This is a genomic window from Streptomyces sp. x-19, assembly GCF_046549115.1.
GTDB classification, from domain to species: Bacteria; Actinomycetota; Actinomycetes; order Streptomycetales; family Streptomycetaceae; genus Streptomyces; species Streptomyces albulus_C.
Genome location: NZ_JAJPWK010000029.1, coordinates 16,151 through 42,799, shown reverse-complemented (window position 1 = coordinate 42,799; position 26,649 = coordinate 16,151). Strand labels below are relative to the sequence as shown.

Genomic DNA, 26,649 nt, shown 5'->3' with positions numbered 1-26,649 from the left:
CGGACCGGGCGCTACCTTGAGGGCTGACGACCGCCTCGACGCTAGGACTTGGAGCGCGCTCGAAGTCAAGCCGGAGGTCCCCCCGACCTGGTCGGTTTGAGGCTGAACAACCGTCGCTCTTAGAGGTCCTAACAAAGGCGTTGGACGTGTCTGTAGGTGATCAGGCAGGTGGCGAGGCCGAGGAGGGCTTCATGGATGTCGGCGCGTCGTTCCCATCGGATGCGTAGGCGGCGGAAGCCGTGCAGCCAGGCGATGGTTCGTTCGACGACGTACCGGAAGATGCCCAGGCCGGAGCCGTGTGGTTCTCCTCGCTTGGCGATGACGGGACGGATGCCTCGCTGCCGCAGCAGGCGCCGGTACTTGTCGTGGTCGTAGCCACGGTCGGCGAACGGAGCGTCGGGGCGTCGGCGGGGCCGGCCGACAATCCCGGCGACGGCGGGGATCTTGTCGAGCAGGGGCAGAAGCTGGGTGACGTCGTTGCGGTTGCCGCCGGTCAGCGATACCGCGAGTGGGATGCCCTGGGCGTCGGTGATGACGTGGTGCTTGCTGCCAGGCCGCGCGCGGTCAACCGGGCTGGGACCGCTTTGGGGCCCTTGCGGGCCGCCCGAATGTGGGGGGAGTCGATCACCGCCCGGGACCAGTCGAGATTCTTCGCCGATCGGAGCTTCTTCAACAGCAGCACGTGCAACTGGCTCCACACCCCGGCCTCGTTCCACGCGGCCAGGCGCCGCCAGCAGGTCATGCCTGAACCGAAGCCCAACTCCTGCGGCAGATACTCCCACTGGATGCCGGTGTGCAGCACGAACAGGATCCCGCACAACGCCTGCCGGTCCGGCACCCTCGGACGTCCCTCGACCAACTTCGGCCCCGGTTTGGGCAGCAACGGTTCAATCAGGCACCACAGTTCATCCGACACGATCCACTGCCGCGACTGACGCTTCCCCACGACCAGACCAACGAGCGAACAAGCCAGCAGTCACATGATCAACCACTTCTGTTAGGACCTCTTAGAGCGAGGGTCTGACAGCGGAGGGCGCGGGGAGGGGGGAACGCACGGACAGGGAGCGCCAGTTGCCAGGCAACCCGGGGCGGTGCCGAGTCGGTGCGGTGCCAAGCCGACCGCGGCAGCGCTCGGGCGCGCGGCTCACACGCCGCCCGGCGTTCGGCCGAGGGCCTTTACGAAACGGCTTCACACCAAACACACGCATTCAATCATTTGCGCGACGCTCGTTTATTCGAGACCCTGAAAGCGGATTCCGACGAAGCATCCGGCACCCACGCGGTAAGGCTTACGCAATGCAACCGCCGAAGCGCTTTGCGCGAACGGTCGAGCGAGGCGAATGCCGTCCCGAAACGACGAGTTCGCGCCCGCGCGTGGCGCGAAGGTTACGGGTGGCGGTCGAGCGTCGAGGGACGATTTCAGGTTGCGCGCGTGCCGCGATTCCAATGAACTCCCGACGAAATCCGGACTTTTCACCTCGTCCGCACCTGAGGATGTCGCACACCTCAACGGAACGCCGTGATTTCGCCCGTGTGGACCGGGTGGACGGGACCGTTACGTGCCGGTGAATTCCGCGCCCCCTTTCGGGGTGCCGTGGGGGCCGTTGACCGAGACGGCGACGCCGGCGGGGGAATGGAAGTAAATCCGACCCGTCGGTTCAAGTGCCGGATGCAATACGGAGTTCCGGCTGCTCGCGCGAAACAGGCGCGTGGGCGGGGAAGTCGGCGAGAGAAGGGGGCCGGCACCGAACTGGAAGTCGGTGCCGCCTCAGGCCGCAGAGGGGCGTTGACGTGGGGCGGGGCTCTCGTCGACCACGCGGAAAGGCGGCCTCCCGCTCCCGGCCGCGGCACGGCGCGTCACCGTGCCGCGCGCGTCCGGGAGTTGAAGACCGCTTTCACTTCCGCCCCATGGGGAACGCGAGGAAGAGAGTTGTCGAGCGACGCAAGGCCCCGTGCCGAGTGCTTCAGCCGGTCCGTTCCGTCGCACAAGAATGCGACGAATAGTCCGATGCGGGGCCGGGTACGATTCCGGAAATCAGCCGGAGACCACTACCTCGATTACTAGCCCTTCTTGAATCCGATGGTCGTGGCGTCCTTCTTGGTGTGGATGGTGCCGTCGGTGTCCTTGTTGAACTGGCCGACCTTGGCGGCAGCCGGCGGCATGTAGCGCTCGGGAAGCTGCTTGCTCTTGGACATGACCTTCTCCTATCCATCTCGGGTGCAATCCGAAGTGGCGCCGATTCATGTAAGCGGTTTCCCGCCGGATTGTCTACCCGTGTATAGCAACTCAAGCCAATACAAGGCACTTTCTTACCTACGGTAATAGTTGCGGCGGGTCGCGGTCGACTTCGCCCAGGCGGGCGGGGGCACAACGGAACGTGCGGCCCAATAAATCTCCGTACGCAGCACGGACTTGACGTGTAGGGGGTACGCCGCCGGCGTCAGGCGGCCTGGCCCGAGGACCGTCGAGGCGAGCGCCCGTCGATCCGTTCCGTCACGCCAGTCATGGCGCGATCTGCACTGTGTGCAGTTGCGCGATCTCTATCAGTGATGGACGGTGTTGCGGCGGCCGCGGCGGCGGCGCGGAGGTCGCCCTGATACCTGGTGGTGAGGCATTGCAATCCCCCAACGACAACAACCTCGTGGTCTTTCCGGACTCCCCTGGCGGAGCCTGGGCCCACCGCCAAGTCGGGGCAGCGGCACCGCAGATGGTGTCCCATGCTTCCGGGCGGCCGTGGTTGGCCGGCTCGTGGGACCCGGCGGACTTGGTGGTGGCGGACGCGGGCCCGGTGCGCGTTGCGGCGTTCGGCACGGTCTCCCTCACGCATGAGCGCCTGTCCACGCTCGTCTCCCAAGTACGTGCTCTGCCGGACCTGGACCGGCTGGCCCGCCGGCTGCCCGGCAGCGCGCATGTGCTGGCATCGGTCGACGGCCAGGTGCGGTTCCAGGGGACCGTCACCGGTTCCCGTTGCGTGTTCACCGCCTGTCTGGACGAGGTGCCGATCGCCGGTGACCGGGCCGACGTGTTGGCCGGGATCACCGGTGCGGAGCCGGACGAGGAGCTGCTCGCGGCGAGCGTGACGTCCGGCATGTTCTTCGCGCCGCTGAGCGAGCGCAGTTGGTGGCGCGGCGTCGAGCAGGTGCCGGCGGACTCCTATCTGGTGCTGCCCGGCAACGGCGCGGCGCGCACGGTGCGTTGGTGGCAGCCGCCGGAGCCGCACCTGTCCCTGACGCAGGGGGTGGATCAGGTGCGCGAGCGGCTGCGGGAGGCGGTGGCGCTGCGGCAGCCCCGGCAGGGCCGGCTGTCGGCGGACCTGTCGGGCGGCATGGACTCCACCTCGCTGTGCTTCCTGGCCGCCGAGCACCACCCCGACCTGCTGACCTTCCGGTGGACCGGCGGCAGCGCGATCAACGACGACCCGTTCTACGCGGAGCGGGCCGCGCGCTCCCTGGTGCACGCCGAGCATCTGACCATGCCGGAGAGCAGCGCGCCGCCGGTGTTCTCCCCGCCGTACTGGGCCTCCGACACGGAGGCACCGCGGGCCACCACCCGGGGGATGAACGCCGTCCGCACCGGCGTCCGACTGTTGGTCGAACACGGTGCCACCTGCCACCTGGCCGGGCACGGCGCCGACGAGCTGTTCACCGGCAGCGCCGCCTATCTGCACACGCTGTTGCGGCGCAGCCCGGTGACCGCATGGCGTCAGCTGCGCGCCCACCGGGCGCTGTCCCGCTGGTCGTTGGGGGCCAGCCTGGCCGAGCTGCTGCGCGGGGAGGACCTCGGTGCGTGGTGGCGGCGGTGCGCCGATGAGCTCGTGCGTCCCGCGCCGGACGGTCCGGCCCCGGCCCTGGGGTGGGGGGAGCGGCTGCCGGCGACGCCTTGGGCCACCGGGGACGCGGTGCGGACCACGCAGCGGCTCTTCCACGGCGTGGCCTCGGGGATCGCAACCCTGGCACCGGACCGCGGGCAGCACGAGGCGCTCACCGCGCTGCGCAGTGCCGGGCCCGTGTTGCGGTTGCTGTGCCGCGAGTACGCGGTCGAGGGGCTGCGCCTGGAACTGCCGTACCTGGATGACCGGGTGGTGGAGGCGGTGCTGTCGATCCAGCCCCACGAGCGCTACACCCCCTGGCGGTACAAGCCGGTGTTGGCCGAGGCGATGCGGGGGCTGGTGCCCGATGTGATCCTCGACCGGTCCACCAAGGGGTACTGCGAGGAGTCCGTCGACCGTGACTTGCAGGACCACGTGCCGGACCTGTTGGAGCTGTTCGCGGACTCGCAGTTGGCGCGCCGCGGGCTGCTCGACGTGGCGAAGTTCCGGACCACCCTGCGCACGCCACCGCACAGCTCCGACGTCTGGTCCGCGCAGTTGGAAGCGACGCTGGGCGCCGAGTTGTGGTTGCGGGAGATCGCGGCCCGCTCCGGCGGCCCGTCGCCGGCGACCGCCGCCCTCGCCCGGGGCGGCGCCGCCCCGCGTCCCCGTGTGCCCGATCCCGAGGAGGCCCTGTGACCAGTCCCCCGTGCGCCCTGCCGCCCCGCGTCCAACTACCCCTACACCGACGGGTATTGCCACTTACCGCAGTGGCCCTCGCCCGGCCGCTGGCCGCGCTGCCGCCCCGGTATCTGCGCATTGTGCTCCAGGGCTTGCGCGTCGGTGCCCGTCCGAGCAGCGCCGCGCAGGCTTCCGCGGCCCGCACCGCGGTGGTAGCGGTCAGCCTGCGCTGCGCCGTCCACAACTGTCTGCAACGGTCCATCGCCTCGGCCGTGTTGTGCCGCATCAAGGGGACGTGGCCCACCTGGCAGACCGGCGTGCGCACCACGCCGTTCGCCGCCCATGCCTGGATCGAGGCCGACGGCCAGGTGATCGACGAACCGTATCCCGACGGCTACTACCGGCCGCTGCTCACCGTCGCCCCCGCAACGCCCAAGCAAGCGGCCCGCTAGGGCCACCCTCACCTCTGAAGGAACCCCGCACCATGAAGCTCAGCCTGACCGCCCACACGCTCGCCACCGACACCGACGACGGCGCGGTGCTGCTGAGCCAGCGCACCGGACACTACTGGCAGCTCAACCCGACCGGCGCCTACGCGCTCCAGCGCCTGCTCCACGGCCGCACCACCGACCAGGTGGCCGAGGAGTTCGCGGAGCGGTTCGGCATCGCCTTGAACCAGGCACGCGAGGACCTGACGGCGATGACCGACCAACTCCGGGCGTCCGGACTGGTGGAGGCGTCCTGATCCCGGTCGGACCGGAGAGGGAACGGTGCGCTCAATGCTTCGACAACTGTGGACGTTGACCCGGGGGCAGCGCCGCTCGTTGAGCGCCACCCTGCTCCTGACCCTGGTCGCGGCCGCGGTCGGCGTCGCCCAACCACTGGCCGCCAAGGGGGTGGTTGACGCCCTCACCGCGCACCGGCCGCTGTTCCTGCCGGTGGCGTCCCTGGTCCTGCTGTTGCTGTGCCAGGCACTGATCGGTGCCGGCGCCGCCTTCCTGCTGGAACGGGCCGGCGAGCGATTCGTGTTGGAAACCCGCACCAGGCTGTTCTCACACCTGTTGCGGATCCGGATGCACGCCTTCGACCGGCTGCGGGTGGGAGACCTCATGGCGCGCGCCTCCACGGACGTGGTCGTCCTGCGGGAGGCCCTGACGCACGTCGCCGTCCAACTCGCCACCAACCTCTGCATCGCGCTGGGCAGCGTCGGCGCGATGTTCGTGATCGATCCGGTACTGATGCTGCTCATCCTGAGCGTGCTGCTCGTCGGCAGCATCGTGATCAAGGTGCTGTCGACGCGGATCGGCCGGGTGTCGATGCGGCTTCAGACCGCCGTCGGGGCGATCTCGTCGGGGTTGGAACGCGCCCTGTCGGCCCTGCGCACGGTCCGCGCCAACCGCGCCGAACAACGCGAGATCGACCAGCTGACCGGGTTGGCCCAACACGCCTACGAGGAGGCGGTGCGCAGCGCCAGGCTCACCGCGACGATCGCGCCCGTGGCGCAGATGGCCATCAACGCGGCCTTCGTCCTGGTCCTGCTGGTCGGCGCGGCCCGCGTGGACGAGGGGGCGCTCTCGCTCGGCGCGTTGGTGGCAATCCTGCTGTACGCCAATCAACTCGGCGGCCCCGTAACCGAGTTGATCGAGAGCGTCGCGTCGGTGAGCAGGGCGAAGGGCGCCACCGAACGCATCGAGGAGGTCTACTCGCTCCCCACCGAAGACCGCACCGCCGCCCCGACGGACCGCGGCACGCAGCCTCGGCGCCCGTCCCGCCACTCCCCCGCGGCTCCGGCACTGGAGCTCCACGACCTGTGGTTCGGATACACCCCCGACACCCCGGTGCTCCGGGGACTGTCGCTGACCGTCCCTCCCCATGCCCTCGTCGCCCTGGTCGGCCCGTCCGGAGCCGGCAAGTCCACCAGCTTCGCGCTCGTCAACCGGTTCTACGAGCCGTGGAGCGGCGACCTCCGGATCAACGGGCGCTCGGCCGCGGAGCTCGGACTCGATGCCTGGCGCTCGCGGATCGGCTGGGTCGAGCAGGACTGCCCGATGTTGCACGGCACGTTGCGCGAGAACCTCTGCTACGCCGCCCCCGACGCCACCACCGACGACGACGCCCTGTGGCGGGTCCTCGACCTCGTCAACCTCGCCCAGAAGGTCCGCCGTCTCCCGGCCGGATTGGACACCGGCATCGGCGAGCGGGGCGCGCGCCTGTCGAGCGGCGAACGGCAGCGGCTCGCCATCGCCCGCGCGATCCTGGCCCGCCCCCGACTGCTACTGCTGGACGAGCCCACCGCCCACCTCGACCCCGCCAACGAGGCCGCGCTGACGGTCACGCTGCACAACCTCCGGCGGGAATGCGCCCTGCTCGTCATCGCGCACCGGATGACCACCATCGAGGCGGCCGACTCCGTCGTCATGCTCGACGACGGAACGGCCCGCGCCACCGGAACGTACGCCGAACTCCTGCGCACCCACGCGGGATTCCAACGTCACGTCGCCAACGTCACGCACTCATCCCCAACGCTCCGCCAGAGCCCGGTAGTTGTCACCGACCAGCCCGTCGTCTGAGCGGCGTCGCCTCACTCGATGCCCCGCAACCACTCATCGACGGTCACGACGTCCGCCCACCACGGGAACAGCTTGTCGGTGAGGACCCGACGCACCTCGGGGTCGGTGTCCAGGCAGGCATCCGTCAGCACGGTGAGGTCGAAGTCCAAGTCGGCGGCCTGGCACAGGGTGTGCAGCACCACACCGCTGGTGGCGAGGCCGGTGAGCACGCCCCCTGAGCACCAGGTCGAGATCGCTGCCCGAGAACGCGCTCGCCCGCCTCTTGGTGCTGCGCAACACCGTTAGAGCTGGGTGGCGCCGCCGGTACTGGGCTCATGCGAATCGGCGAGATCGCCGCACTCGTGGGGGTCACCCCGCGGGCCGTGCGGCACTACCACCACCTCGGGCTGCTGCCCGAGCCCGAACGGCAGAGCAACGGCTACCGCACGTACGGCATCCGGGACGCCGCGCTCCTCGCACGGATCCGCCGGCTGACGGAACTCGGGCTCGGCCTCGACGAGGTGCGGGACGTTCTCGCGGACGACGAGGGCAGCGAGCTGGTGGAGATCTTGGAGGAACTGGACCAGGACCTGGGACGGCAGGAGGCGGTCATCCGGGCGCGGCGGGCGCGGCTCGCTGTGCTGCTGGCCGAGGCGCGGGCCGGGCGGCTCGTTGCCGTGGGCCCGCTGTCACCGGAGCTCACGACACTGCTGGCGGGTCTCGGCGAGGTGCCGGACTCCCCGATGGCCGTGAAGGACCGCGAGGTCCTGGCGCTCCTGGACACCGTGGTCACCGAGACGGAGCGGGTCCGGCTGATGACGGCGCTGCAGGGGATGCAGGAGCACGCGGGCGAGGTGTACGCCCTGCTGGACAGCCTCGTCGGGGAGGAGCCGGACAACCCGCGGGTGGCCCGTGCCGCGGCCTCGCTGGCGGCCCTTCTGCCCGACGACCTGGTGGTGCATGTCTCCGACAAGCCCGCCGGCGGTCTGGCGGAGGTCATCTTCGCGGACCTGGCGGCCGCCCAATCAGCAGCAGTGCGCCGTCCGGTCGAGATCGTGAAGGAACGACAGGAAGGGCCGTCATGACGACGTCGCAGACGCGAGCGGCTCCGCCCCGGTCCGCCGTCCCCACTCGGGGACCCGAGCGCGTGCTGAGATTCGTCACGCACGAAGCGCGGATCATGGCAAGCCTGGGCCGGTGGGCCTACCGCCGTCCGCACGGAGTCGACGGGGCCGACGCGGTCTTCCCACACGCCCGTGACCAAGCCGCCATGATGTACGGCTTCACCTTCGTGTGCGTGGTCGAGACCGTCGCCCTGTCATACCTGCTCGCCGAGTGGCCCGTCGTCCACGCCGTCTTCCTGGTCGTCGACGTCTACACCGTCCTGTTCATCCTCGGTATCCACGCGGCCGCCATCACCCGGCCGCACGTCCTCGCCGACGGCGCCCTGCGCATCCGGCAGGCAGCCCACGTCGACATCCGCGTACCGCTCGACCAGATCGCCTCCATCCGGCGCGAGACACTCTTCACCCACGAGAAAAGAGACGACGAACTGAACCTGGCCATCGGCTCCCAGACGTCCATCACCCTCGAACTGACCGAACCGGTCAACGCACCCAAGTTCCTCGGTGCGCCCCGCCTCGTACGGGTGATCAGGCTGCACGCCGACGAGCCGAAGGCCCTCCACGACGCCGTCACACAGGCACGAACCGCACCTGCGCCCGTCCCGGGTACGCCCGCGCCGGCCTGACACCAAGCGGCATACGTGTGGCGGGGTGGCACGGACCTCCCCGATCACGGCCTGCCGCCGGGCCCGGACGAAGCAGCCCGGCAACATGGCCGGTGCCTGCCGCAGCCGTTCACGTTGATGTGGCTGCGGTTCAGCGCGGCCCGTCGCCGGTCGTCCACGCCGCGCCTCCAGCCAGCCCGCCAGTCCCTCGCGGACCTGGCGAAGTCCCGCCAGCCCCTGGCTTCCTGGATCGGTGGCAGTCAACCACCGCCTCCAGGGTGCAAGGCCCTGCTGCCACCGTTTCCGTCGCGGTCTCCAGACTCTGGACTTGTAAGTCCATTTTTCCTCTCTTACGTTGCCCATGTCTGGCGGGGCGCCTGTTCCGCCGTACGTATCCCGACGTGAAACAAGGAGGCGTCCTCATGCGTGCGATCTTCGTGAAGCAGTACGGCGGCCCGGAGGTTATGAGCTGGGGCGAACTCCCGGATCCCACGCCGAGGCGGGGAGAGGCGCTGGTGCGGCTCGGTGTCGCGGGTGTGAACTTCATGGATGTCGGCGCCCGGACTCGGCCCCTGCCCGGGTGGTCGGTCCCCAGCGTCTTGGGAGTGGAGGGGGTGGGCTACATCACCGCACTCGGCGAGGACGTGCAGGGACTCGCAGTCGGTGATCGGGTCGCCTGGTACTACCACCCGGGTAGCTATGCGGAACTGCTCGCCATCCCCGCCGACCGTCTGGTGAAGGTCCCAGAAGGAGTGGACGACGAGAGCGCGGCGGCGGTGATGATGCAGGGGCTGACCGCCAGCCATCTCACCACGCAGACGTATGTGGTCCAGCCGGGCGATGTGGCGGTCGTGCACGCGGCGGCGGGCGGTGTCGGCCGCTTGGTGACGCAGATGGTCAAGGCGCGCGGGGGTACGGTGATCGGCTTGGTCTCCCGGCCGGGGAAAGTTCCGGTCGCTCAGGAGGCCGGGGCCGACCACGTTCTGGTCTCCAGCGGTGACGGTTTCGAGGACCGGGTGAAGGAGCTCACCGGTGGTCAGGGCGCGCACGTCGTATATGACGGCGGCGGTCCGGCCACGTTCCGTTCCTCGCAGCTGTCCCTGCGCCGCCACGGCGTGCTCGCCTACTACGGCGTGCTGATGGGCCGTCTCTCGCTCGACCCGATGGAACTACCCAGCAGCATCCTGCTGTCCTACCCGGCCGTCGCCGATCACGTGCCCACCCACGACGCCCTCCTCGCCCGGAGCGCGGAGCTCTTCGGTCTCCTCGCGACAGGGCAGCTCGTGCCGCGTATCGGGCAGCGCTACCCCCTCAAAGACGCCGAGCAGGCGCACCGCGACATCGAATCCCGCCGAACCACCGGAAAGCTGCTGCTCCTGCCCTGACGGCACGGGCCTGCAGTCGCCGACGCCGCCGGCACTCTCTGCCCGGGCGTCTCATCCTCGTGAAAGGAATTCAGAACAATGGATCTTCAGCTCGTCGGTAAGCGGGCGCTGGTCACCGGATCGAGCAGTGGTCTCGGCGAGGCGATCGTCCGGCGCCTGGCCGCCGAAGGGGCCGCCGTCGTGGTGCACGGACGGGACCGGAGGAGGACTTCGGCGGTGGCGACGTCCATCCGCGAAGACGGCGGCATCGCCGGCATCGCCATCGGCGACCTCGCCACGGACGCCGGTGCCGGGGAGGTCCAAGCCGCCGCCGTCGGGGACGGGTCCGTCGACATCCTCGTCAACAACGTCGGCATCTACGCCCCGACGGCACAGTGGGCCGAGACCCCGCCCGACGCCTGGGCCGAGATGTACAACATCAACGTCATCTCCAGCGTGCGCATGATCCAGCACCTCGTGCCGGGTATGCGCGCACGCGGCTGGGGACGGGTGATCCAGATCAGCAGCGTCACCGGCCGGCTGCCCGCCGCGAACCAGCCCCACTACGCCGCCACCAACGCCGCCCGGAACAACCTTGCCATCTCACTCGCCCGCGAGCTGAAGCACTCCGGCGTCACTTCCAACGCCGTCGCGCCGGGAGGCATCCTCACCCCCGCCACCGTGGACTTCCTGGTCGGGGTGGGCAAGGCGCAGGGCTGGGGAGAAACCTGGGCGGAAATCGAACCGAAGGCGAGCGCGCTCGCTCCCAACGACGTCGGCCGCATCGGCAAGCCCGACGAATACGCCAACCTAGTCGCCTTCCTGGCCAGCCCGGCGGCCGACTACATCAACGGTACGACCCTGGGCATCGACGGCGGAGCCTACGAAGGGTGAGCCCGACGAGCACCCTGAGCCTGACGAACCACGCCAGCTGCACCGGATCCCACGACGAAGAGAACTTCAGCAGCGCCCGCCACCCCCAAGTTCACCGCATCGCCCGGGAGTCGGGCGTGGGCAGCGGCCCCCTTGCCGCAACTTCCCGACCCGCGAGGCCCTGATCGAGGCGGCCTACCGCAACGAGGTGGCCAAACTGTGCGACGCCGCCCCGAACTACTGGGCAGCATGCCACCGCCTCAGGCGCTGCGGGCCTGGATGGGGCGCTTCCTGGACTACTCCACCGCCAAGCTCGGCATGGCGGACGCCCTGCGCGCGATCATCACCTCCGGCGGCGACCCGTACGGCAACAGCCAGGAGCCGATACTGGAGATGATCTCCGTGCTGCGGCAGGCCGCCGTCGAATCCGGCGCCATCCGGCCGGACGTCAACTCGCCGGACGTGCTGGAGGTGGGCGCGACTGTCGTGGGTGAACAGAGCGCCGGGTCTGACCTGGACTGTTCTGCAGGACCCAGCCGGCAACGAGTTCTGCGTCAGGTCGTCGACGCTCGCAGCGCCGATCGCGGCCAGGCGATCACAACTAAGATGGACCACCAAGTCCATTCTGAGGAGACAGGTCATGCCCGGGCAGCTGACGGCGAAGGGGAAGGCAACGCGGAACCGGATCATCCGGGGGGCTGCGACGGTGCTGCGGCGGAAAGGCGTCGCTTCATCGACGCTGGACGACATCATGGCGCAGACCAGAACCAGCAAGAGCCAGCTGTTCCATTACTTCCCGGCCGGCAAGGACGAACTGCTTCTCGCGGTGGCCCAGTTCGAGGCGGATCAAGTCCTGGAAGACCAGCAGCCCCATCTGGGACGTCTCGACTCATGGGAGGCGTGGGACCGGTGGCGGGACTCGGTGATCAAGCGCTATGAGACGCAGGGGGACGAGTGCCCGCTCGGGGCGCTGTTCCTTCAGGTCGGGCGTTCGACTCCCGGGGCACGGGCGATCGTGATCGAACTTTTTCGCAGTTGGCAGGAGAGCCTGGCGGCGGGCATCCGGGCGCTGCAGACAGCGGGCAAGCTTTCCGGCGCCCTCGATGCCGACGCGAGGGCTGCTGCACTGCTCGCCGCGATACAAGGAGGCGTGTCGATCCTGCTGTCCACTGGTCGATCCACGCATTTGCGTGCCGCCCTCGACCAGGGAATCGCGGACCTGCGCCGCGCAGGCTGCATCGGGGGGTGACTCGGGGCCGCCGGTCGTGCGGGCAGTTCGAGGGAGCACAGGCGTTACGTGGGTCGGGCTGTTCCCGCCGTGCTCCACCTGCGCCTCCGCGGCAGGAGATCGGCGGGGGCGACGCCGACTGCCCGAGGCCTGGCTCCAATGCCTGGACCGGGGTGACGGCGGCCGGGCGAAGCGCGGGCAACGCGACCGGTGCCAGCACAGCGACCGAGACGCCCTCGGAGCGCGCAGCCGCGGCTTCGGCGCGGGCTGCGACGACCGCCTGCCAGGCGCGGACCTGTTCCCACTCCCGCTCGGTGGCCGCCCGCCGCTCCGCCTCCGGCCCGGACAGCGCTGCGACCGCCCCTGCTCCCGCGGTCTGACAGTAGGCATGTGACTTGACCGAGAGCCACAGAACCGGCCCCGTGCAGGTCAGCGTCGAGAGGCGCGCCACGCAACGACTTCGTGTCGGCAGGAAGCCGTCACCAGCTCCCTCGAAGCCCGTTCGCTGGGTCAGAGGCGGGTCCCGAGGATGCTCCAATTGACCGGGATGCCACGGTCCGTGAAGAGGCCGCTCAGGGGCACCATGAGGTGGGGCTGAACAGGAGTGTCGTCCTGTGGCTCTGCCACAGCCTGTGCCGACATGGGGCCGAGAAGCAGCATCGCAAGAGCGACACCGGCGAGCGTTCGATACGTGTTCGTCACGGTCTGCCAACGAGTCGAAGCCAGCGACGTCACCACACAGCGCCCGCCCTGTGGACCGTTCGGGTTCTGGGCTGGACGTTCCAGTTCTTGACCCAGGCACGGATGTCGGCTTCGAGTGTCTGGACGTTCTTGTGGGCGCCGCGGCGGTTCTTCTCGTCGGCCAGGAAGCCGAACCACCGCTCGACTTGGTTGATCCACGAGGAACCGGTCGGGGTGAAGTGCATGCGGAACCATGGGTGCTTGGACAGCCACGTCCTGATCGAGGGAGTCTTATGGGTGCCGTAGTTATCGCAGATCAAGTGGATCTGCAGATGCGCGGGCACCTCCTTGTCGATCTTGATCAGGAACTTCTTGAACTCCGCCGCCCGGTGCCGGCGGTGCAGGGAGCTGATGACCTCGCCGGTGGCGACGTCGAACGCGGCGAACAGCGTGGTCAGGCCGTTGCGGACGTAGCCATGGGTGCGCCGCTCGGCATGCCGGGCATCATCGGCAATACGGGCTGGGACCGGTCCAGGGCCTGGATCTGGGACTTCTCGTCCACCGAGAGGACCACCGCACCCTCGGGCGGGTTGAAGTACAGACCGACCACGTCATAGACCTTCTCCACGAACAGCGGGTCCATGGACAGCTTGAAGGTATTCGTCAGGTGCGGCTTGAGCTGGAACTTTCGCCAGATCCTGCCGACGGTGGACTTCGACAGGCCGCTGTGATCCGCCATCGACTTCCGCGACCAGTGGGTGGCGTTCTTCGGGATCTCCTCCAACGTGGCGACCACGACTGCCTCCACCTGATCGACCCCAATGGTCGGTGGCCGGCCCGGCCGGGGCTCGTCGGTCAGACCGTCCAGTCGCTCAGCTAGAAACCGTAGCCGCCACTTGCGGACGGTATCGGCAGCCACCCGCAACTCACGGGCAACCGCGACGATCGGCGGCACCTCCGGGCCCGCACACGCCAGCACGATCCGCGCCCGCAGGGCCAGTGTCTGAGCCGACGTCGCGCGACGCGACCACCGTTCCGACACCGCCCGCTCATCAGCAGACAGCAACAGCGGTTCCAACTTCGGCCCCCGACGCGGAACCGGCACACCAGCAGCAGAAGTCACACAACAACTAACGAGCAACTACCGGCGCAGGACATCAGGACCTGCGCGCCGAGGGCTTCAGCACGGCTGCCTGAGCGGAACAAGGGGGCTCCGGCCTCATGGCTGCGCTTACCTCGGCAAGGTGAGGATTTCAGCTCCGTCGTCGGTGATGGCGATCGTGTGTTCACTGTGTGCTGTCCGGCAGCCTGTCGCGCTTCGGAGTGTCCACCCGTCGGCATCGGTGACGAGTTCAGCGGTGTCCGCCATGACCCACGGCTCCAGCGCCAGCAGCAGCCCAGGGCGCAGCTTGTATCCACGGCCAGGCCGTCCGGTGTTCGAAACGTGTGGGTCCTGGTGCATCGTTGATCCGATGCCGTGGCCTCCGAACTCGGTGTTGATCGGGTACCCCGCCTCGCTGAGGACCGTGCCGATGGCGTGGGAGATGTCGCCGATGCGAGCCCCGGGCCCGGCGGCGGCGATCCCTGCGGCCAGCGCGCGCTCGGTTGTACTGATCATCGCGGCGCTCTCCGAGGGCTTTGCGTCGCCCACGATGAAGCTGATGGCAGCGTCTGCAGCGACTCCGCCTTTGGAGACGGCGAGGTCGAGTGTCAGCAGATCGCCGTCGGCAAGCGTGTAGTCGTATGGCCGTCCGTGGAGCACGGCGTCGTTGACGGCCGTGCAGATGTAGTGGCCGAACGGGCCGCGCCCGAAGGACGGTTCGTAGTCGACGTAGCAGGACTGCGCTCCCGCCTTGACGATCATGGTCTCGGCCCACCGGTTGATGTCCAGAAGGTTCGTGCCGATCGTGCTACGGCTCTTCAGCGTCTGCAGGATGTCAGCGACCAGGGCGCCTGTGTCTTTTGCTCGGGCCAACAGGGTGGGGTTCAGGATCTCGATCATGTGGCGCCCTTCTCACGCAGCCAATAACTATACCGGCCAAACTATACCGGTATTAGAATCGGAGCCATGGTCAGATTGCCGCTCACTCCCGCAGAGATCGAACGCGGACAACGCCTCGGCGCCCTCCTGCGTCGGGCCAGAGCAGGACGCTCGATGCTCGAAGTCGCGCTCGCCGCATGCGTCTCACCGGAGACCCTCCGGAAGATCGAGTCGGGCCGCGTGGCCACCCCCGCCTTCCCGACCATCGCGGCGATCGCCGATGTCCTCGACCTCTCCCTCGATGCGGTGTGGGCCGAGATCAGCCAGCCCGAACGCGACGTTGGACCAACCGCCTCTATTCCCAACACACTTGAGCGGTTGGCCTCGTAAGAGGGCCTCGAAACCGAGCGTGGAGCTGGGGGTCCGTACGGGCGTGCTGTTCAGGTGATTACGGCCACGCGGGGGTGGAGACTGGGCAGGCCGAGATCTGCGGGGCGTGGCGCGAGGACCACACCATCGGCCCGATCCACGAGGCCGAGGCCCTGCACCGGGCCTGGCACCTGCGTGAGCCGTTGCGGGTCGTCTGCACCCCTGGCAACCACGAGCTGACCTACCCCATTGAGAGGTTCCAAGCATTGCTCCGGCTTCTCGGCTGGTTGGCCACCCCGCTACGGCATCGGCCGCGTCGCGGACCGAAGTAGCCAGCTCGGCCACGTCGCGATAGTTGCCCGCCTTCACCACGTCCTCTCATGCGCCCGCGGGGGGAGAGGCCAGCGGATGCGATGCTCCACCAGATGTCGAGGCAGGTGAATGGGTCGCGGAGGCGGACCTCATCCGGGTGGACGTCGGCGACCTGGCCCCGCGGATCCGCTGCGCCGGCGGCGCAGCGGACGGGTCCCGCGGCTGCGCAAGGTTAGCTGCGGACGACGCGTAGGTGTCCGCTGCTGCGTCCTCGTGCGGTTTCGGTTTGAGGGGCAAGGCGGTAGAGCGGGCCTGCCCTCATTTGCTGCCATCCTCGCCTGTCACCACACGGTGCCCTGCAGAGCGCGGCGGTCGCCGGAGAGGGCGTAGCGGCGGGCTGCGAGACCGTGTTCGACGGGTTCGCCGATGGCGTCGCAGAGTGGGGCAGGGGTCTGGGCGGCGGTGGTGTCTGAGAGGTAGGCCGGGGCAAGTTCGAGCATGAGCTCCCCGATCGCGTAGTTGGTGGCGACGAGCTTGTCGACCACGGTGCGCAGCCCGGCGAGCGCATGGTCCGCCGGTGGGTCGAGGGGCGGCGGGGCGGGGCGGCACGGATGTCGACGCCCTGGCCGCGCTCGCCCATGCCCCCATCGTCGCGCGCGGCGGCGGGCCGGTCCGGGGGCTGCTGGTGTCAGGCGCGGCGGGCACACCACGGGGGGCAGTACGTGCGCGGTGGGCCGGTCGAGGGGGCACCGGCTGGGTGCACACCGGGTAGTAGCCGGCGCCGGTCACCGGCCGCAGATGTTCAAGGAGCAGTCGGACCTGTTGCCGGTCGTGCTCGGTGACCGGTTCGCGGTCCGGCCGTCTGCCGGACCCCGCCGGACCCGCCGCCGGACCTCAGCCGGCCCGGGCCGGCTCGATCACCACGATGGGGATCGCCCGGTCCGTTTGCGCCTGGTACTCGTCGTAGGCGGGCCACTCGCCGACCATCACCGGCCAGTACGCACGCTGTTCCTCGGCGGTCGCGGTGCGCGCCGTGCCCTGCATGACCTTGGGTCCGACCTGGATGCGGACCTCGGGGTGGGCGGTCAGGTTCCGGTACCACAGCGGGTGCTCGGGTGCACCGCCCTTCGAGGCGACCAGCAGGTAGCGGCCGTCAGCCTCGCCGTAGATGAGCGGGGTCCGTACGGGGTTGCCGGAGACCCGGCCCACGGTGGTGAGCAGGAGGGTCCGAGTGCCCCGCCACTCGTGCCCCTCGGCACCATCCGATTCGACGTACTGGCGAAGGTGGTCGAGCTGCCAGCTGCCCGGCTTGGGGTCGGCGGGGTGGTCCCAGTCGATGTCGCTCGTCATGCCGTTCTCCCTGCATTCGATTGCACGGTCAACAATCTCGACAACGAGCCTCACCGCCCCCGGGCACGGCGGACATTCCACCCCGCCTCGTACGGCCCCTACCCGGCGCTTCCAGGCAGGGTGAAGCCGTTGAACAGGTCGTCCAGCAAGTCGCCGGCGGGCGCGTACTCGCGCAGGATCTCGGCGACGCGGGTGCGGTGCCGACGGGGACGGTGGACTTGACCGCGACGACTGCCGGGGTCGTCAGGCCGAGGCCAGTCCGCGGACAGCGCGGTGCCGGCGCGCGAACGCGGTGCGCTCCTTCCGGCGGGCGCTGCGGCAGGCGGGGCAGGTGAGCGTGTCGCCGAGCCGCGGGTCCTTGGCCTCCCGCGGGTTCCGGGCGAGGCCGGGGGTGAGCTGCCAGCCGTCGGCGGCCAGGCGCTCGCGCAGCGGCTCGGGCAGGATCATCAACTCGGCGAGCACGGGGCGACCATCGTCGTCGGGGTCGGTGACCGCGGCGGTGCACTGGTTGCACTGCGGGATGTAGACGGTCCGGTAGGAAAGCACCGTCCCGATGATGACGTGAGGGTAGATCCGGTCGAAGACACGGGGCGGTTCTCGGTGCGAAGCGGCCCTGCCGGCGGAGGAGACGAAGGTGGAGCTGTTACGGGTGTGCGTGACGGACGTCAGGCTGGACGCAGGGCGCGCAGGGCGTCCCGGAGTCGGCGGCCGTCGTCGGTGTCCGGATCTTGACGCGCTCAGCGTTCATGGACGCGAGCTTCGCGAGGGGCTTCGCCGGCTCATGGTCACGGACGTGTGCGACGTGCAGACGGTACAGCGCCTTGTAGAGCACCTGGGAAAGCCCCCCCCCGTCGAGCCGGACGACGAAGGGCGTCAGCGCCGTCAGCAGTTCCGCGACCGGGTCCGTCGCGCGGTCAGTGCTCGCTTGTGCCGCGCGGTTAGCGACGCGGCGCCGGTAGGCCCGCTGACGGCACGCCACGTCGCAGTACGCAATCCGCACGCCCGGCCATCACGGCCCGCCCGCAACTACTGCACGGCCCGCCCGACCCCCGCCCACCGTTACGCCTCCGCGTGAGGGACGTCCGACACGCCCGCGAACACGTCCCCCTCAGCAACTTCTCCGCCCGACGCACCACCACCAGCCCACAGGCCAGGCACGCTTCAGGAGCAAGGACCGCACCTCTCCTCGGCCGGCCAAGTCCGTCCACCAGGCCGGTGAGCTCACCACACCGGGCGGAACGGGACGGACTGATCGCCGTAGACGTGGTCGATGTAGGCGCGCAGGTCCTGGTCGAGCGCGGCGAGGCGGTCGGGGCCGATGACCTCGGCGAATCGTTGTTCCACCTCCGCCCACAGCTGGTCGGCGAGGCGCACATACGCGTGGCCCCGCTCGGTGAGGGTGAGCGACTGGGCCCGCTTGTCGACGGCGTGGGGTCGGCGTTGCACGTAGCCCCAGTCCTGGAGCTCTGCGACGGCCTTGGAGGCGGCCTGCTTGGTGATGCCCAGATGGGCGGCGAGGTCCACGGTGGTGGCGCCCGGGTGGCCGGCGAGATAGCGGAAGGTGTAGCCGTGCGCGGGACGTAGTGGTTCGCGTCCGAGTTCGGCCAGGCGGCTGTGGAAGTGGTCGGTCATGGCCCTGTGGGCGATGGCCAGCAGGAGCGGCACCTGCCCCGGGCGGCGATCGGTGAGATCGGGGTTGTTCGGCACGGCGTCTCCTTAATTGGTCAACCGGATTGACTTTATCTCCGTGTGCCACATATCGTGAAGTAGTCAAGAAGGTTGACTATATCTCCTGGAGGAACGCCATGCCTCTGTCCACCCTCGCCGGTGCGCCGGTCTTCGACCGCGACGGCTTCACCTTCCGTCCGCTGGCCGTGCCCTCCAGGGGCAGCACCGAACTGGCCATCTGGTCACTGGAGTTGGCGCCGGGCGCACAGAGCGAGCCGCACCAGATGGACCGCGAAGAGGTCTTCGTCGTCCTGGACGGGGAGGTGTCGGCCAGTCTCGCGGGCGAGGAGGTGCTAGCCGGGCCGGGAGACGCCATCATCGTCCCCGCCCATGCCACCCTGCGACTGCGCAACGCCTCCGCACAGGCCCCGGCGACGGTCACGGCGGTGACCTCGGCCGGCATGAAGGCGACCGTCGGCGGCGCCACCTTCCCACCGCCCTGGGCACAGTAACCCGACCCTCCACGGTGGGCGCGCCACCGTAAATCCTCCGGCAGAAAGGTCCGCTCATGGATGACGTCACCGAGGTGTCACAGCTGATCCTGCACGAGCGCCGAAGCCGCGATCGGGGCTGGTGGCCGGAGATGCGAGAGTGCCTGGCAGCCGACGCGGCCGTCCGCCTCAGCTGGTTCCGCGGCAGTGGCGCCGACTTCGTGACCGCGTCGCAGGAGATGGCCGTCCGCGGCGACAGCGCGACCCACACCCTCGGCCCGCCCGTCGTGGACGTCCTCGGCGCGAGGGCCCTGGTGGAGGTGGCCGCCGCCATCCACATGCGCAGCGAGCTCAACGACACGCAGGTGGACCTCACCTCACACACACGGCTTCTGTACCGCGCCGAGCGACGAACGGGCCGCTGGGTGATCGTCTCCCTCGACCCCGTCTACGAGCGGGACAACCTGCTTCCCAGCCTGCCGGGAACACACCTGGAGATCGCCCCGGACGCCCTGGCCCGGGCGCGACCCTCCTACCGGATGCTCACCCACCTGCTCAACGCCAGGGGCTACCCCATCGCAGACGACCTCTACGGCGACGATCGCCCCACACCGGTCCAGCGGCTCTACAGGTCCCTCTCCGACTGGCTCGACCCCAGGGGCTGAGCCGCCGGCCACCTACCGGCCACCGGGGAAGCGAGAGCGCCCGGAGCGCCAACCTGCTTGCACCGGGCGCTACTTCAGCTGGCCACTCCTCGTGTGGCCGCTGGTATGCCTGGCCGCGTGGCGGCCGCGGCCCGACGGCCGACGCCCTGGTCCCCTACGCCCGGGGCGCCCGCTGCGCGGCAAGGACGCCCCCGATTGGCGAGTGACCATCGCCGTTCACCCTCCGGGTGGGCTCAGCCGTCTTGCAGCAGGACCTGCAGCGGTCGGGCAGTTGCCTGCGCTGCGGGGCGTGTGACGTGCAGAGCTGTGTGGAAGTGGCCGTCGGTCTCCTTCCCTTGAGGGTTGTCGCCGGCCGCGGACACCGCGGTGACGGCGTACTGCTGTTCGTCGTCGTCGGTGAAGCGCCTCTGCGGGTAGGTGCGGGAGGTGTCCTTCTCGGTGGTCATGCCCAGCCGGGCCAGGCCGTCGGCGATGTTCTGGTAGGAGCCGGTGCGCAGCACGAAGGCGGCCACCCACGGTTGCTCCCGCCTGTCCCCCAGCAGCGGCCGGAAGGTCCGGGCGGACAGGAAGCTCGCCCCGCCGGTCACGGTGATCAGACGGGTCCCGCGGGTGGCCCGGTACAGAGCCGCACTGGGCGCGGCGGTTTCCAGGTTCTCGGTGAACCCCTCGTCGAGGAGACCGGCCGCACGGCCGTAGGCGATGGCCGGTGCGGCGATGTCGAGGCCGATGACGGGTACGGCATCTGGACGGCGGCGCGCCGCGTAGTACGCGCGGTCCCATTCGATCAGTTCTGCGGTCGTCAGGCGAGCCGCCTGCGGTGAGGTGTAGCGGTCCTGTAACTCCTGGAGCGTCACATGGTGATTGAGCAGTGCGGCGTTGATGCCGTACGAGCAGCAGATGTCCAGGACCGTTGCCGGTGGCCCGCCGTCCGGGACGTCCGCCGGGTACCCGGGGGCCTGAGGGAAGCCGGCGAGGGGCAGGAGCCTACGGAAGACGCGCTGGGCGTGATGCGGTGTCTGATACCCCAATGGCCCCAACGCGCCGAAGTACGGCCTCGGGTCCGGCTGGCTGTAGATGTCGTCGAAGCGGGTCATCTGCGCGGGCGTGCCCGGTGCGTGCTGGTTCCGAGCGGCGGTCATCAAGGGCCTCCCTGTTCGGATGAGGCAGGCATAGCGCATCGCGCCGTCGGCGGGGAAGACCGCCCGGTGCCGTCCGTACGGCCTTCGGCCACGAGGGGACCGCCCGAACGTGCCGTCGTTGATCCGCAGGGCGAGGCGGTCGCGGTGCAGGACACGTCGATCACGTCGAGGACGGGCTGAGCCCTTGGCACAAACGGCCTAGGAAGCGGGGGGCAGGATCTTGCGGTCGATCAGGTCCTGCAGCCAGTGGCGGAAGCTGTCCTCGGTATCCATGACCTCAGTGAAGCCGGCCTGTCGCAGTTTGACGGTGCTCACGAACGCCCGCGGACCGGCCTCGGCCCCGTAGGCGAAGGCGAAGTCCGCGTGCTGGTGCGCCTTGCCGATCACCTGGTCCAGACTCAACGGCTGCAATCCGTGCTTGGCCACGATCCGGTCCCACACCGCGGCCTTCTCCGGCAGGTAGGAGCTCAACGGGGCGGGCCGGTCCGGGCCGACTTCCACGCCGAGCGTTTCGGCGAGCGCGGGCCACAGGTTGCGCCATTCGAACACGTCGCCGTTGGTGATGTTGAAGGTCTCGTTGGCCGCCTGCGGGGCGGTGGTCGCCCAGGCGAGGGCGTCGGCGAGCAGGCGGACGTCAACTGCCTCCCACACGAACGACGGTCCGCCGGGGAAGGCGAACGGCAGCCCTTCCTCCCTGGCGATGGCCGCGTACGCGCCGATCGCCGGGATGATGTTGAGCTCGACACCGACGTTCGGGCCGACGGTCACCTGGGGGCGCCAGATGGTGTAGGCGAAGCCGTGACGGTCGGCTGCGGCCCGTAGGTAATCCTCCTGGAGGAACATGTAGTTCTCGTGGTCGTCGCGGGGGTCGCGCTCGCGGGCCGGAATCGGGATCGGGTGCAGGTGCACCCCGTACGCCTTGGTGCCCTGCAGGATGCTCACATGCCGGAGCGAGCCGGCTGCGGCGAGCGGCTCCACCGTGTTGCGCAGCATCGTCTCGTTGGTCTCCATCTGGTCACGGTCGTGCCACCCGGCGACCAGGTCCGGCTTCTCGTACACCGCGGCATAGACCACGTGCGTCACCCCCGAAAGGGCCCCGAGGGCCTCCCGGCTGGCAGCCTCGTTGCGTAGGTCCACCACCATGTGCTGGAAGGGGCGGTCGCTGCGGACCTCGGGCTTGCGGCGGGAGACGGCGACCACGTCCCATCCGGCGCCGAGGAACTTCTCCAGCGCGGCGGTACCTACCAGGCCACTGGCTCCCGCGATGACGACCTTGTTCGTCATGAACGGTCCTTTCCCCCGGTCGCGCCGGAGAGCGTCTGTCCGCGACGGGCGGCGGGGCGAGCCACCCGGGAAGATGGTTGACGTGTCACCAACCGTTCTACACCGTGATGGTTGACGCGTCAACCAGACTGGTAAGATGGACATTGTGACCGAGACCCGATGGCTGGATGACGACGAGCACCGCGCCTGGTGCGGCCTGATCGCCATGCACACACAACTGATGGCCCGGCTCAACCGGCAGCTCCAGGACGACTCGGGCCTGTCCCTGACCGACTTCGACGTGCTCTCCCAGCTGACCGACCACCACGAGGGCAAGGCCCGCAACTTCGAACTCGCCGACTCCCTGCAGTGGGAGAAGAGCCGCCTGTCGCACCACCTCGGCCGCATGCAGCGCCGCGGCCTGATATCCCGAGAGGACTGCCCCGACGACGGTCGCGGCGCGCTGGTCGTCCTCACCGCCGAAGGCCGACGCGCCATCGAAGAGGCCGCGCCGGGCCATGTCACCGCGGTCCGCCGCTGGATGTTCGACCACCTCGGCCCCGACCAGGTCACAGCCCTGCGCGAAGTCACCGAGACCGTCCTCGCCCAACTCGCCCCTCAGCCCCCCTCCCCGACCGCCTGACAGCTCACCAGGCGCGCCGGCGGCCGCGCCCTCCCGCCGACGCCCCGGCCGTTGCGGCTCGGCAGGGACTGCACGCTGCGTAGGAAGCGGCCACACTGAGGTGGCTGCGGTGTTCGCTTTGGCGTTGCCCAGTCGAAGGAGGCCGGTGAGGGCATCGCCGGTGTCGTCGAGGAAGCAGCGCATCGAGCGGTCGCCGAAGCAGCGGTCCTCGCGGCTGCACTGGCTGGGAACCGGGCCAGTGCAAGCGTCTCGCCCAGCAGCGTGGGCGGCGAGGTGGAGAAGCTGTTGTTCCTGCGCGGCCTGGACGCACACCCACAACTCGTCCGCGCTGTCCGCCGGCCGCCGCCGCCAGCCCACCCAGATCGGCCGCCGCCTTACCCCGCAGGCCCTGAAGCGCCGGGAGACCAAGGTGCGCGCCTGTCCGGCAGGCGCGCACCCTTCGCAAAGGATCCTCGTGCCCGGCCTCCTTCCGGCCGCGGCAAAGGTAGGTATCACCAGGGCAGCGGGCCGACTTCGTTGAAGAATCCGCCGCTGGGGCCGTCCGGCGGCAGTGTTGCCAGGTCGACCACCACCCGGGCACCTTCCGCCGCGGTACGGGGGCCGGTATGGCCGTTGAGATCGGTGGCGATGAAGCCGGGGGTCGCGGCGTTGACCTTCATGTGCCGCCAGTCGGGGCTGCGGGCGAAGGCCAACGCGTACTGCACAGTGATCATGTTGACGGCGGTTTTGGACGACGCGTACGCGAGGATGTAGTCGGTGGCCAGTGGTGAACCGGGCTCGCTGATCAGGCTCAACGACGACGTCGTGGACGTGACGTTGACGATGCGGGGCGCCGTCGCCTCGCGCAGCAGCGGCAGCAGTGCACCGGTGACGGACGCCAGCCCGAACACGTTGGTCTCGTACACCCGGCGAAGGGTGTCGGCGTCCGGAGCCCAGGGATCCCAAGGGAGCATGATGCCTGCGTTGTTGACCAGTACGTCCAGCCGCCCGGCACGCTGCCGGATGTGCTCGGCCAGGGCGGACATCTGCGCGGGGCGGGTGACGTCCAGGACCACTGGGTGAACGTCCAGGCCCTCGTCCCGTAGCAGCCCGGCGGCCTGCTCGCCGCGCTCGGCGTCACGTGAAGCCAGCAGTACGGTCACGCCGAGCATGGCCAGGGCCCGGCACGTCTCCAGGCCGAGGCCCTTGTTGCCCCCGGTGACCAGGGCGGTCCGGCCGAGCAGGGGGCGCCCGCCGGACATCGTGGCACGGTCCTTCACGAGTCAGCTCACCCGTACCTTGCATGTGCCCAGCCCGCGCAGGGTGTTGTTGAGTTTGAGTTCGGATGCGAGCAGTTCGAAGCGGCTGACGCGAGGCAGCAGGGCCTCCAGTAGGGCGCGCATCTCGATCCGGGCCAGGTTCATGCCGATGCAGGCGTGTTCCCCGCGCCCGAAGGCCAGGTGGTCGGACGGCTTGCGGCGGACGTCGAACCGGTCGGGGTCCGGGTATCGGCGCTCGTCGCGGTTGGCCGCTCCGTACAGCAGCATGACGCGGGAGCCGGCGGGCAGCGTGCAACCCCCGGTGTCGTAGTCCTCGGTGAGGTAACGGGTGAAACGCTGCACCGGGGACTCCAGGCGCAGGACTTCGTTGATGGCGTGCGGGACCAGTGCGGGGTCCGCGCGCAGGACGTCCCACTGCTCCGGGTTCCGGGCGAAGAGGTGGATGGCACTCGACGTCGCGTGGATCGTCGTGTCGAGGCTGGGCGCGATGTAGTCGATCATCATGAACGGACACTTCTCCACGGGGAGGTCGCCCTGCGCGGCCGCCGCATACAAGTGGGCGGCCCAGCCGTCCGGTTTGATGGTGCCGGGCTTCACCTCGTGCAGGGCGAAGGCGACCATCTCGTCGAGTTTGGGGAAGGCATCCGTGGTCCGCCGGTTCATCGGCCCCTGGGCGTCGAACGTGGCGGCCCCCCATTCCAGCATGCGGGCGCGGCCGGCGTCGTCGAGGCCGACGAGCTCGGAGACGACGGTGAGCGGAAGGTGCTCCGCGAGCTCCGTCACCGCGTCGAACGTGCCCTGTTCCACGAGGTGTTCGACGAGCTGCTCCGCCTCGTCCTCGATCCGGGGGACCAGCTCGCGCAGTTTCTCCGGGCGCAGGGGTCGGCCCAGCACCTGTCGCATTGGGGTGTGTTCGGGTGGGTCACTGCACAGCGTGACTCCCTGGAGCGCGGAGTTGATCCGGTCGTTCATCATCACGCCCCGGGCGGAGGAGAAGACCTGCCAGTTGCCGGATGCCTCGCGCACCTGGCGGTACCGGGCGAAGGCGTATACGCCGTACGCCGTGAGCTCGACCACCGGGCCGAGATCCCTCAGCTCCTGGTAGAGAGGGTAGGGGTCGCTCAGGTTCGCGTCCGTGAACAGGTCGGCGTCGCTCACGGGAATGACTGTCACGTGCTCTCCCGGCTTTCTCAGTTCCTTGGGGGATGTCCGTTGCTCGGTACGGTCCCTGGTCTCAGCGGGCCCGGACCCGCATGCGGGTGGCCGGGGCCATGAGCAGGGTGCCGATGAGGGGACGGGCCGTCATCGGACCTGTGTGCTCCAGGCGCCATCGGCCGAGGATCGCGGCGACGGTGATGGCCGCTTCGGTGAGCCCGAAGGTGTCGCCGATGCATTTGCGGCGCCCGAGGCCGAAGCCGAAGAACCCCTGCCGCTGGGCCGGCGTGACCCGCTCGGCGCTCCACCGTTCGGGGACGAACGCTTCGGGGTCGGGGAACGGGTCCGGGTCTCGGTGGAGCGTGTAGGGGCTGTAGAAGATGTCGGCGCCTGCGGGGATGCGGCCCTCGTGCCAGTGGACCTCGGCCGTGGTCGATCTGCTGACGATCCAGCCGGGCGGGTACAGGCGCAGCGTTTCGATAAGGGCCTGCTGGGTGTAGGGCAGGTCGGCGGGGTCGGGCGGACGGGTGCCGGGGGTCGCGGTGATCTCGGCGAGGAGTTTCTCGTGGACGGGCGGGTGCCGGTCGAGCAGGCGCAGGAGCCAGACAAGGGTGGTGGCGGTGGTTTCGACGCCGCCCATGAGGATGGTGACGACCTGGTCGTAGATCGCCTGCCGGGGATCGGGTTCCTGTTCGCAGGCGGCGATCACCATGGAGAGCAGGTCGTCGTGGTCGGTCGTTGTCGCGCGGTAGTGGGAGACGACCTGGTCGATCAGGTGCCGGGTGCGCTGCATCTGGTCGTCGAAGCGGCGGTTGACGGGCAGTGGGATGTAGGGGAAGAGGCGGCCGGGGACGACCATGCGCCAGTACAGGCCACGCAGGACGGCGGGGAGGGCGCGGGCGATCTGGGCGGCGGCGGGCCGGGCGTGCTCGGCCGAGATGAGGGTGCGGGAGGTGACGTCAGCGGTGATCCGGTGCATCTGTTCGTTGAGGCTGATGACCTGTCCGGGCTGCCAGGAGCCGATGACCTCGGCCACGGCGTGCCGCATGATCCCCGTGTAGCGGGCCAGTTGGTCGGGGTGGAAGGCGGGCTGCATCAGGGGGCGTTGACGGGTGTGGTCGGCGGCCGGGCAGGTGGCCAGACCGTTGCCGAGGAAGAGGCGGGACTTCTCGATGAGCGGTCCGCCCTTGTCGAAGAGCTTCTGGTCGGCGAGGTGGAGTCGGCGTACCAGGTCGGGGCTGTTGACCACGTAGGCCGGGCGGCTGCCGAGGCGGATGCGGACCACGGGCCCGTGGTCGCGCAGCCGTTGGAAGAAGGCCAGCGGATCGGGGGCGAGCCGGGGGATGTGCCCCAACAGGGGCCATGCCCCGGGGGCTGCGGGAGGCAGGGAGGCGAGCGGGTTCATGGGGTCCTCGGGGTGGAGGGCAGCCTGTGCCACGC

At 69.5% G+C, this 26,649-nt stretch carries 27 protein-coding genes and 3 pseudogenes; 15 read left to right on the top strand and 15 right to left on the bottom strand.

Features of this window, described 5'->3' with window-relative positions; genetic code table 11:
• Positions 1–128: 128 nt before the first annotated feature.
• Both ACLJT4_RS36835 and ACLJT4_RS36830 read right to left on the bottom strand, forming a co-directional pair.
• A protein-coding gene (locus ACLJT4_RS36835; RefSeq protein ID WP_411129281.1) for an IS5 family transposase occupies positions 129–946 on the bottom strand; the annotation gives its coding sequence in 2 pieces (ribosomal slippage) (positions 129–583 and positions 583–946; 819 coding nt in all).
• A 1,115-nt stretch (positions 947–2,061) separates the two neighbouring features.
• Positions 2,062–2,196 (bottom strand): hypothetical protein, encoded by a 135-nt coding sequence (locus ACLJT4_RS36830; RefSeq protein WP_411129279.1) that lies wholly within the window; start codon positions 2,194–2,196, stop codon positions 2,062–2,064.
• A 512-nt stretch (positions 2,197–2,708) separates the two neighbouring features.
• On the opposite strand from ACLJT4_RS36830, the gene ACLJT4_RS36825 reads away from it, so the two are divergent.
• Genes ACLJT4_RS36825 through ACLJT4_RS36810 form a run of 4 tightly spaced genes read left to right on the top strand, consistent with a single transcriptional unit; the run spans position 2,709 to position 7,060 of the window.
• Positions 2,709–4,508 (top strand): asparagine synthase-related protein, encoded by a 1,800-nt coding sequence (locus tag ACLJT4_RS36825; protein ID WP_411129277.1) that lies wholly within the window; start codon positions 2,709–2,711, stop codon positions 4,506–4,508.
• The gene (locus ACLJT4_RS36820; RefSeq protein ID WP_411129275.1) at positions 4,505–4,942 is read left to right on the top strand and encodes a lasso peptide biosynthesis B2 protein; all 438 of its coding nucleotides are present in this window, start codon (positions 4,505–4,507) and stop codon (positions 4,940–4,942) included. Before ACLJT4_RS36825 ends, ACLJT4_RS36820 begins: the two co-directional genes overlap by 4 nt.
• A 32-nt stretch (positions 4,943–4,974) precedes the next feature.
• A complete protein-coding gene (locus ACLJT4_RS36815) occupies positions 4,975–5,235 on the top strand; it encodes a lasso peptide biosynthesis PqqD family chaperone (protein ID WP_411129273.1) in 261 nt (86 codons plus the stop codon).
• 34 nt (positions 5,236–5,269) lie between these two features.
• Entirely contained in the window at positions 5,270–7,060 is a 1,791-nt protein-coding gene (locus tag ACLJT4_RS36810) for an ABC transporter ATP-binding protein (RefSeq protein WP_411129271.1), read from the top strand.
• Between the two features lie 11 nt (positions 7,061–7,071).
• Here ACLJT4_RS36810 and ACLJT4_RS36805 read toward each other — a convergent pair.
• A pseudogene (locus tag ACLJT4_RS36805) lies at positions 7,072–7,327 on the bottom strand (cysteine hydrolase family protein); the annotation flags it as partial.
• A 47-nt stretch (positions 7,328–7,374) separates the two neighbouring features.
• Here ACLJT4_RS36805 and ACLJT4_RS36800 point away from each other — a divergent pair.
• From ACLJT4_RS36800 to ACLJT4_RS36775, 6 genes and pseudogenes are all read left to right on the top strand, one after another.
• Positions 7,375–8,124, top strand: coding sequence for a MerR family transcriptional regulator (locus tag ACLJT4_RS36800; RefSeq protein WP_411129269.1), 750 nt, complete (start codon positions 7,375–7,377; stop codon positions 8,122–8,124).
• A 95-nt stretch (positions 8,125–8,219) separates the two neighbouring features.
• Entirely contained in the window at positions 8,220–8,789 is a 570-nt protein-coding gene (locus ACLJT4_RS36795; protein ID WP_411129267.1) for a hypothetical protein, read from the top strand.
• Positions 8,790–9,190: 401 nt separating this feature from the next.
• Positions 9,191–10,153, top strand: a complete 963-nt coding sequence (locus ACLJT4_RS36790) for a quinone oxidoreductase family protein (protein WP_411129265.1) — start codon at positions 9,191–9,193, stop codon at positions 10,151–10,153.
• Between the two features lie 78 nt (positions 10,154–10,231).
• Positions 10,232–11,026 carry an SDR family NAD(P)-dependent oxidoreductase gene (locus tag ACLJT4_RS36785; RefSeq protein ID WP_411129263.1) on the top strand — a complete coding sequence of 265 codons (795 nt, stop codon included), beginning with the start codon at positions 10,232–10,234 and terminating at the stop codon, positions 11,024–11,026.
• Between the two features lie 228 nt (positions 11,027–11,254).
• Positions 11,255–11,437: pseudogene (locus ACLJT4_RS36780) on the top strand (TetR/AcrR family transcriptional regulator); the annotation flags it as partial.
• Positions 11,438–11,645: 208 nt separating this feature from the next.
• A complete protein-coding gene (locus ACLJT4_RS36775; protein ID WP_411129261.1) occupies positions 11,646–12,254 on the top strand; it encodes a TetR/AcrR family transcriptional regulator in 609 nt (202 codons plus the stop codon).
• Between the two features lie 746 nt (positions 12,255–13,000).
• On the opposite strand, the pseudogene ACLJT4_RS36770 reads toward ACLJT4_RS36775, so the two are convergent.
• Positions 13,001–14,019, bottom strand: a pseudogene (locus tag ACLJT4_RS36770) (IS630 family transposase); the annotation flags it as partial.
• A 126-nt stretch (positions 14,020–14,145) separates the two neighbouring features.
• The gene (map, locus tag ACLJT4_RS36765; protein ID WP_411129259.1) at positions 14,146–14,916 is read right to left on the bottom strand and encodes a type I methionyl aminopeptidase; all 771 of its coding nucleotides are present in this window, start codon (positions 14,914–14,916) and stop codon (positions 14,146–14,148) included.
• A gap of 66 nt (positions 14,917–14,982) precedes the next feature.
• Here map and ACLJT4_RS36760 point away from each other — a divergent pair, with 66 nt between their 5' ends.
• Complete coding sequence (locus ACLJT4_RS36760; protein WP_411129257.1) at positions 14,983–15,285, top strand: helix-turn-helix domain-containing protein; 303 nt, start codon at positions 14,983–14,985, stop codon at positions 15,283–15,285.
• Between the two features lie 74 nt (positions 15,286–15,359).
• On the top strand, positions 15,360–15,596 hold the full coding sequence (locus ACLJT4_RS36755; RefSeq protein WP_411129255.1) for a hypothetical protein: 237 nt from the start codon (positions 15,360–15,362) through the stop codon (positions 15,594–15,596).
• Positions 15,597–15,917: 321 nt separating this feature from the next.
• Here the strand turns inward: ACLJT4_RS36755 and ACLJT4_RS36750 are convergent, their stop codons facing one another.
• The 5 genes from ACLJT4_RS36750 to ACLJT4_RS36730 all read right to left on the bottom strand — a co-directional run bounded on the left by ACLJT4_RS36750 (position 15,918) and on the right by ACLJT4_RS36730 (position 18,633).
• Positions 15,918–16,121 carry a hypothetical protein gene (locus ACLJT4_RS36750; RefSeq protein ID WP_411129253.1) on the bottom strand — a complete coding sequence of 68 codons (204 nt, stop codon included), beginning with the start codon at positions 16,119–16,121 and terminating at the stop codon, positions 15,918–15,920.
• A 349-nt stretch (positions 16,122–16,470) separates the two neighbouring features.
• Positions 16,471–16,926, bottom strand: a complete 456-nt coding sequence (locus ACLJT4_RS36745; RefSeq protein ID WP_411129251.1) for a nitroreductase family deazaflavin-dependent oxidoreductase — start codon at positions 16,924–16,926, stop codon at positions 16,471–16,473.
• 243 nt (positions 16,927–17,169) lie between these two features.
• Positions 17,170–17,472 carry a hypothetical protein gene (locus ACLJT4_RS36740; protein ID WP_411129249.1) on the bottom strand — a complete coding sequence of 101 codons (303 nt, stop codon included), beginning with the start codon at positions 17,470–17,472 and terminating at the stop codon, positions 17,170–17,172.
• 97 nt (positions 17,473–17,569) lie between these two features.
• The gene (locus ACLJT4_RS36735; protein ID WP_411129247.1) at positions 17,570–17,926 is read right to left on the bottom strand and encodes a hypothetical protein; all 357 of its coding nucleotides are present in this window, start codon (positions 17,924–17,926) and stop codon (positions 17,570–17,572) included.
• A 221-nt stretch (positions 17,927–18,147) separates the two neighbouring features.
• Complete coding sequence (locus ACLJT4_RS36730) at positions 18,148–18,633, bottom strand: MarR family winged helix-turn-helix transcriptional regulator (RefSeq protein ID WP_411129245.1); 486 nt, start codon at positions 18,631–18,633, stop codon at positions 18,148–18,150.
• Between the two features lie 98 nt (positions 18,634–18,731).
• Here ACLJT4_RS36730 and ACLJT4_RS36725 point away from each other — a divergent pair, with 98 nt between their 5' ends.
• Both ACLJT4_RS36725 and ACLJT4_RS36720 read left to right on the top strand, forming a co-directional pair.
• Positions 18,732–19,106, top strand: a complete 375-nt coding sequence (locus ACLJT4_RS36725; protein ID WP_411129243.1) for a cupin domain-containing protein — start codon at positions 18,732–18,734, stop codon at positions 19,104–19,106.
• A 56-nt stretch (positions 19,107–19,162) separates the two neighbouring features.
• On the top strand, positions 19,163–19,750 hold the full coding sequence (locus ACLJT4_RS36720) for a nuclear transport factor 2 family protein (RefSeq protein ID WP_411129241.1): 588 nt from the start codon (positions 19,163–19,165) through the stop codon (positions 19,748–19,750).
• Positions 19,751–19,983: 233 nt separating this feature from the next.
• On the opposite strand, the gene ACLJT4_RS36715 is transcribed toward ACLJT4_RS36720, so the two are convergent.
• Both ACLJT4_RS36715 and ACLJT4_RS36710 read right to left on the bottom strand, forming a co-directional pair.
• Positions 19,984–20,889 (bottom strand): hypothetical protein, encoded by a 906-nt coding sequence (locus ACLJT4_RS36715; RefSeq protein ID WP_411129239.1) that lies wholly within the window; start codon positions 20,887–20,889, stop codon positions 19,984–19,986.
• 198 nt (positions 20,890–21,087) lie between these two features.
• Positions 21,088–22,173 carry an SDR family oxidoreductase gene (locus ACLJT4_RS36710; protein ID WP_411129237.1) on the bottom strand — a complete coding sequence of 362 codons (1,086 nt, stop codon included), beginning with the start codon at positions 22,171–22,173 and terminating at the stop codon, positions 21,088–21,090.
• Between the two features lie 136 nt (positions 22,174–22,309).
• Here ACLJT4_RS36710 and ACLJT4_RS36705 point away from each other — a divergent pair, with 136 nt between their 5' ends.
• Positions 22,310–22,795, top strand: coding sequence for a MarR family winged helix-turn-helix transcriptional regulator (locus ACLJT4_RS36705; protein WP_411129235.1), 486 nt, complete (start codon positions 22,310–22,312; stop codon positions 22,793–22,795).
• A 491-nt stretch (positions 22,796–23,286) separates the two neighbouring features.
• On the opposite strand, the gene ACLJT4_RS36700 is transcribed toward ACLJT4_RS36705, so the two are convergent.
• The 3 genes from ACLJT4_RS36700 to ACLJT4_RS36690 form a co-directional block, all read right to left on the bottom strand.
• Complete coding sequence (locus ACLJT4_RS36700; protein WP_411129233.1) at positions 23,287–24,036, bottom strand: SDR family oxidoreductase; 750 nt, start codon at positions 24,034–24,036, stop codon at positions 23,287–23,289.
• 21 nt (positions 24,037–24,057) lie between these two features.
• Positions 24,058–25,212: a cytochrome P450 gene (locus tag ACLJT4_RS36695; protein WP_411129231.1), complete on the bottom strand. Its 1,155-nt coding sequence runs from the start codon at positions 25,210–25,212 to the stop codon at positions 24,058–24,060.
• Between the two features lie 76 nt (positions 25,213–25,288).
• On the bottom strand, positions 25,289–26,647 hold the full coding sequence (locus tag ACLJT4_RS36690) for a cytochrome P450 (RefSeq protein ID WP_411129229.1): 1,359 nt from the start codon (positions 26,645–26,647) through the stop codon (positions 25,289–25,291).
• Positions 26,648–26,649: the final 2 nt, after the last annotated feature.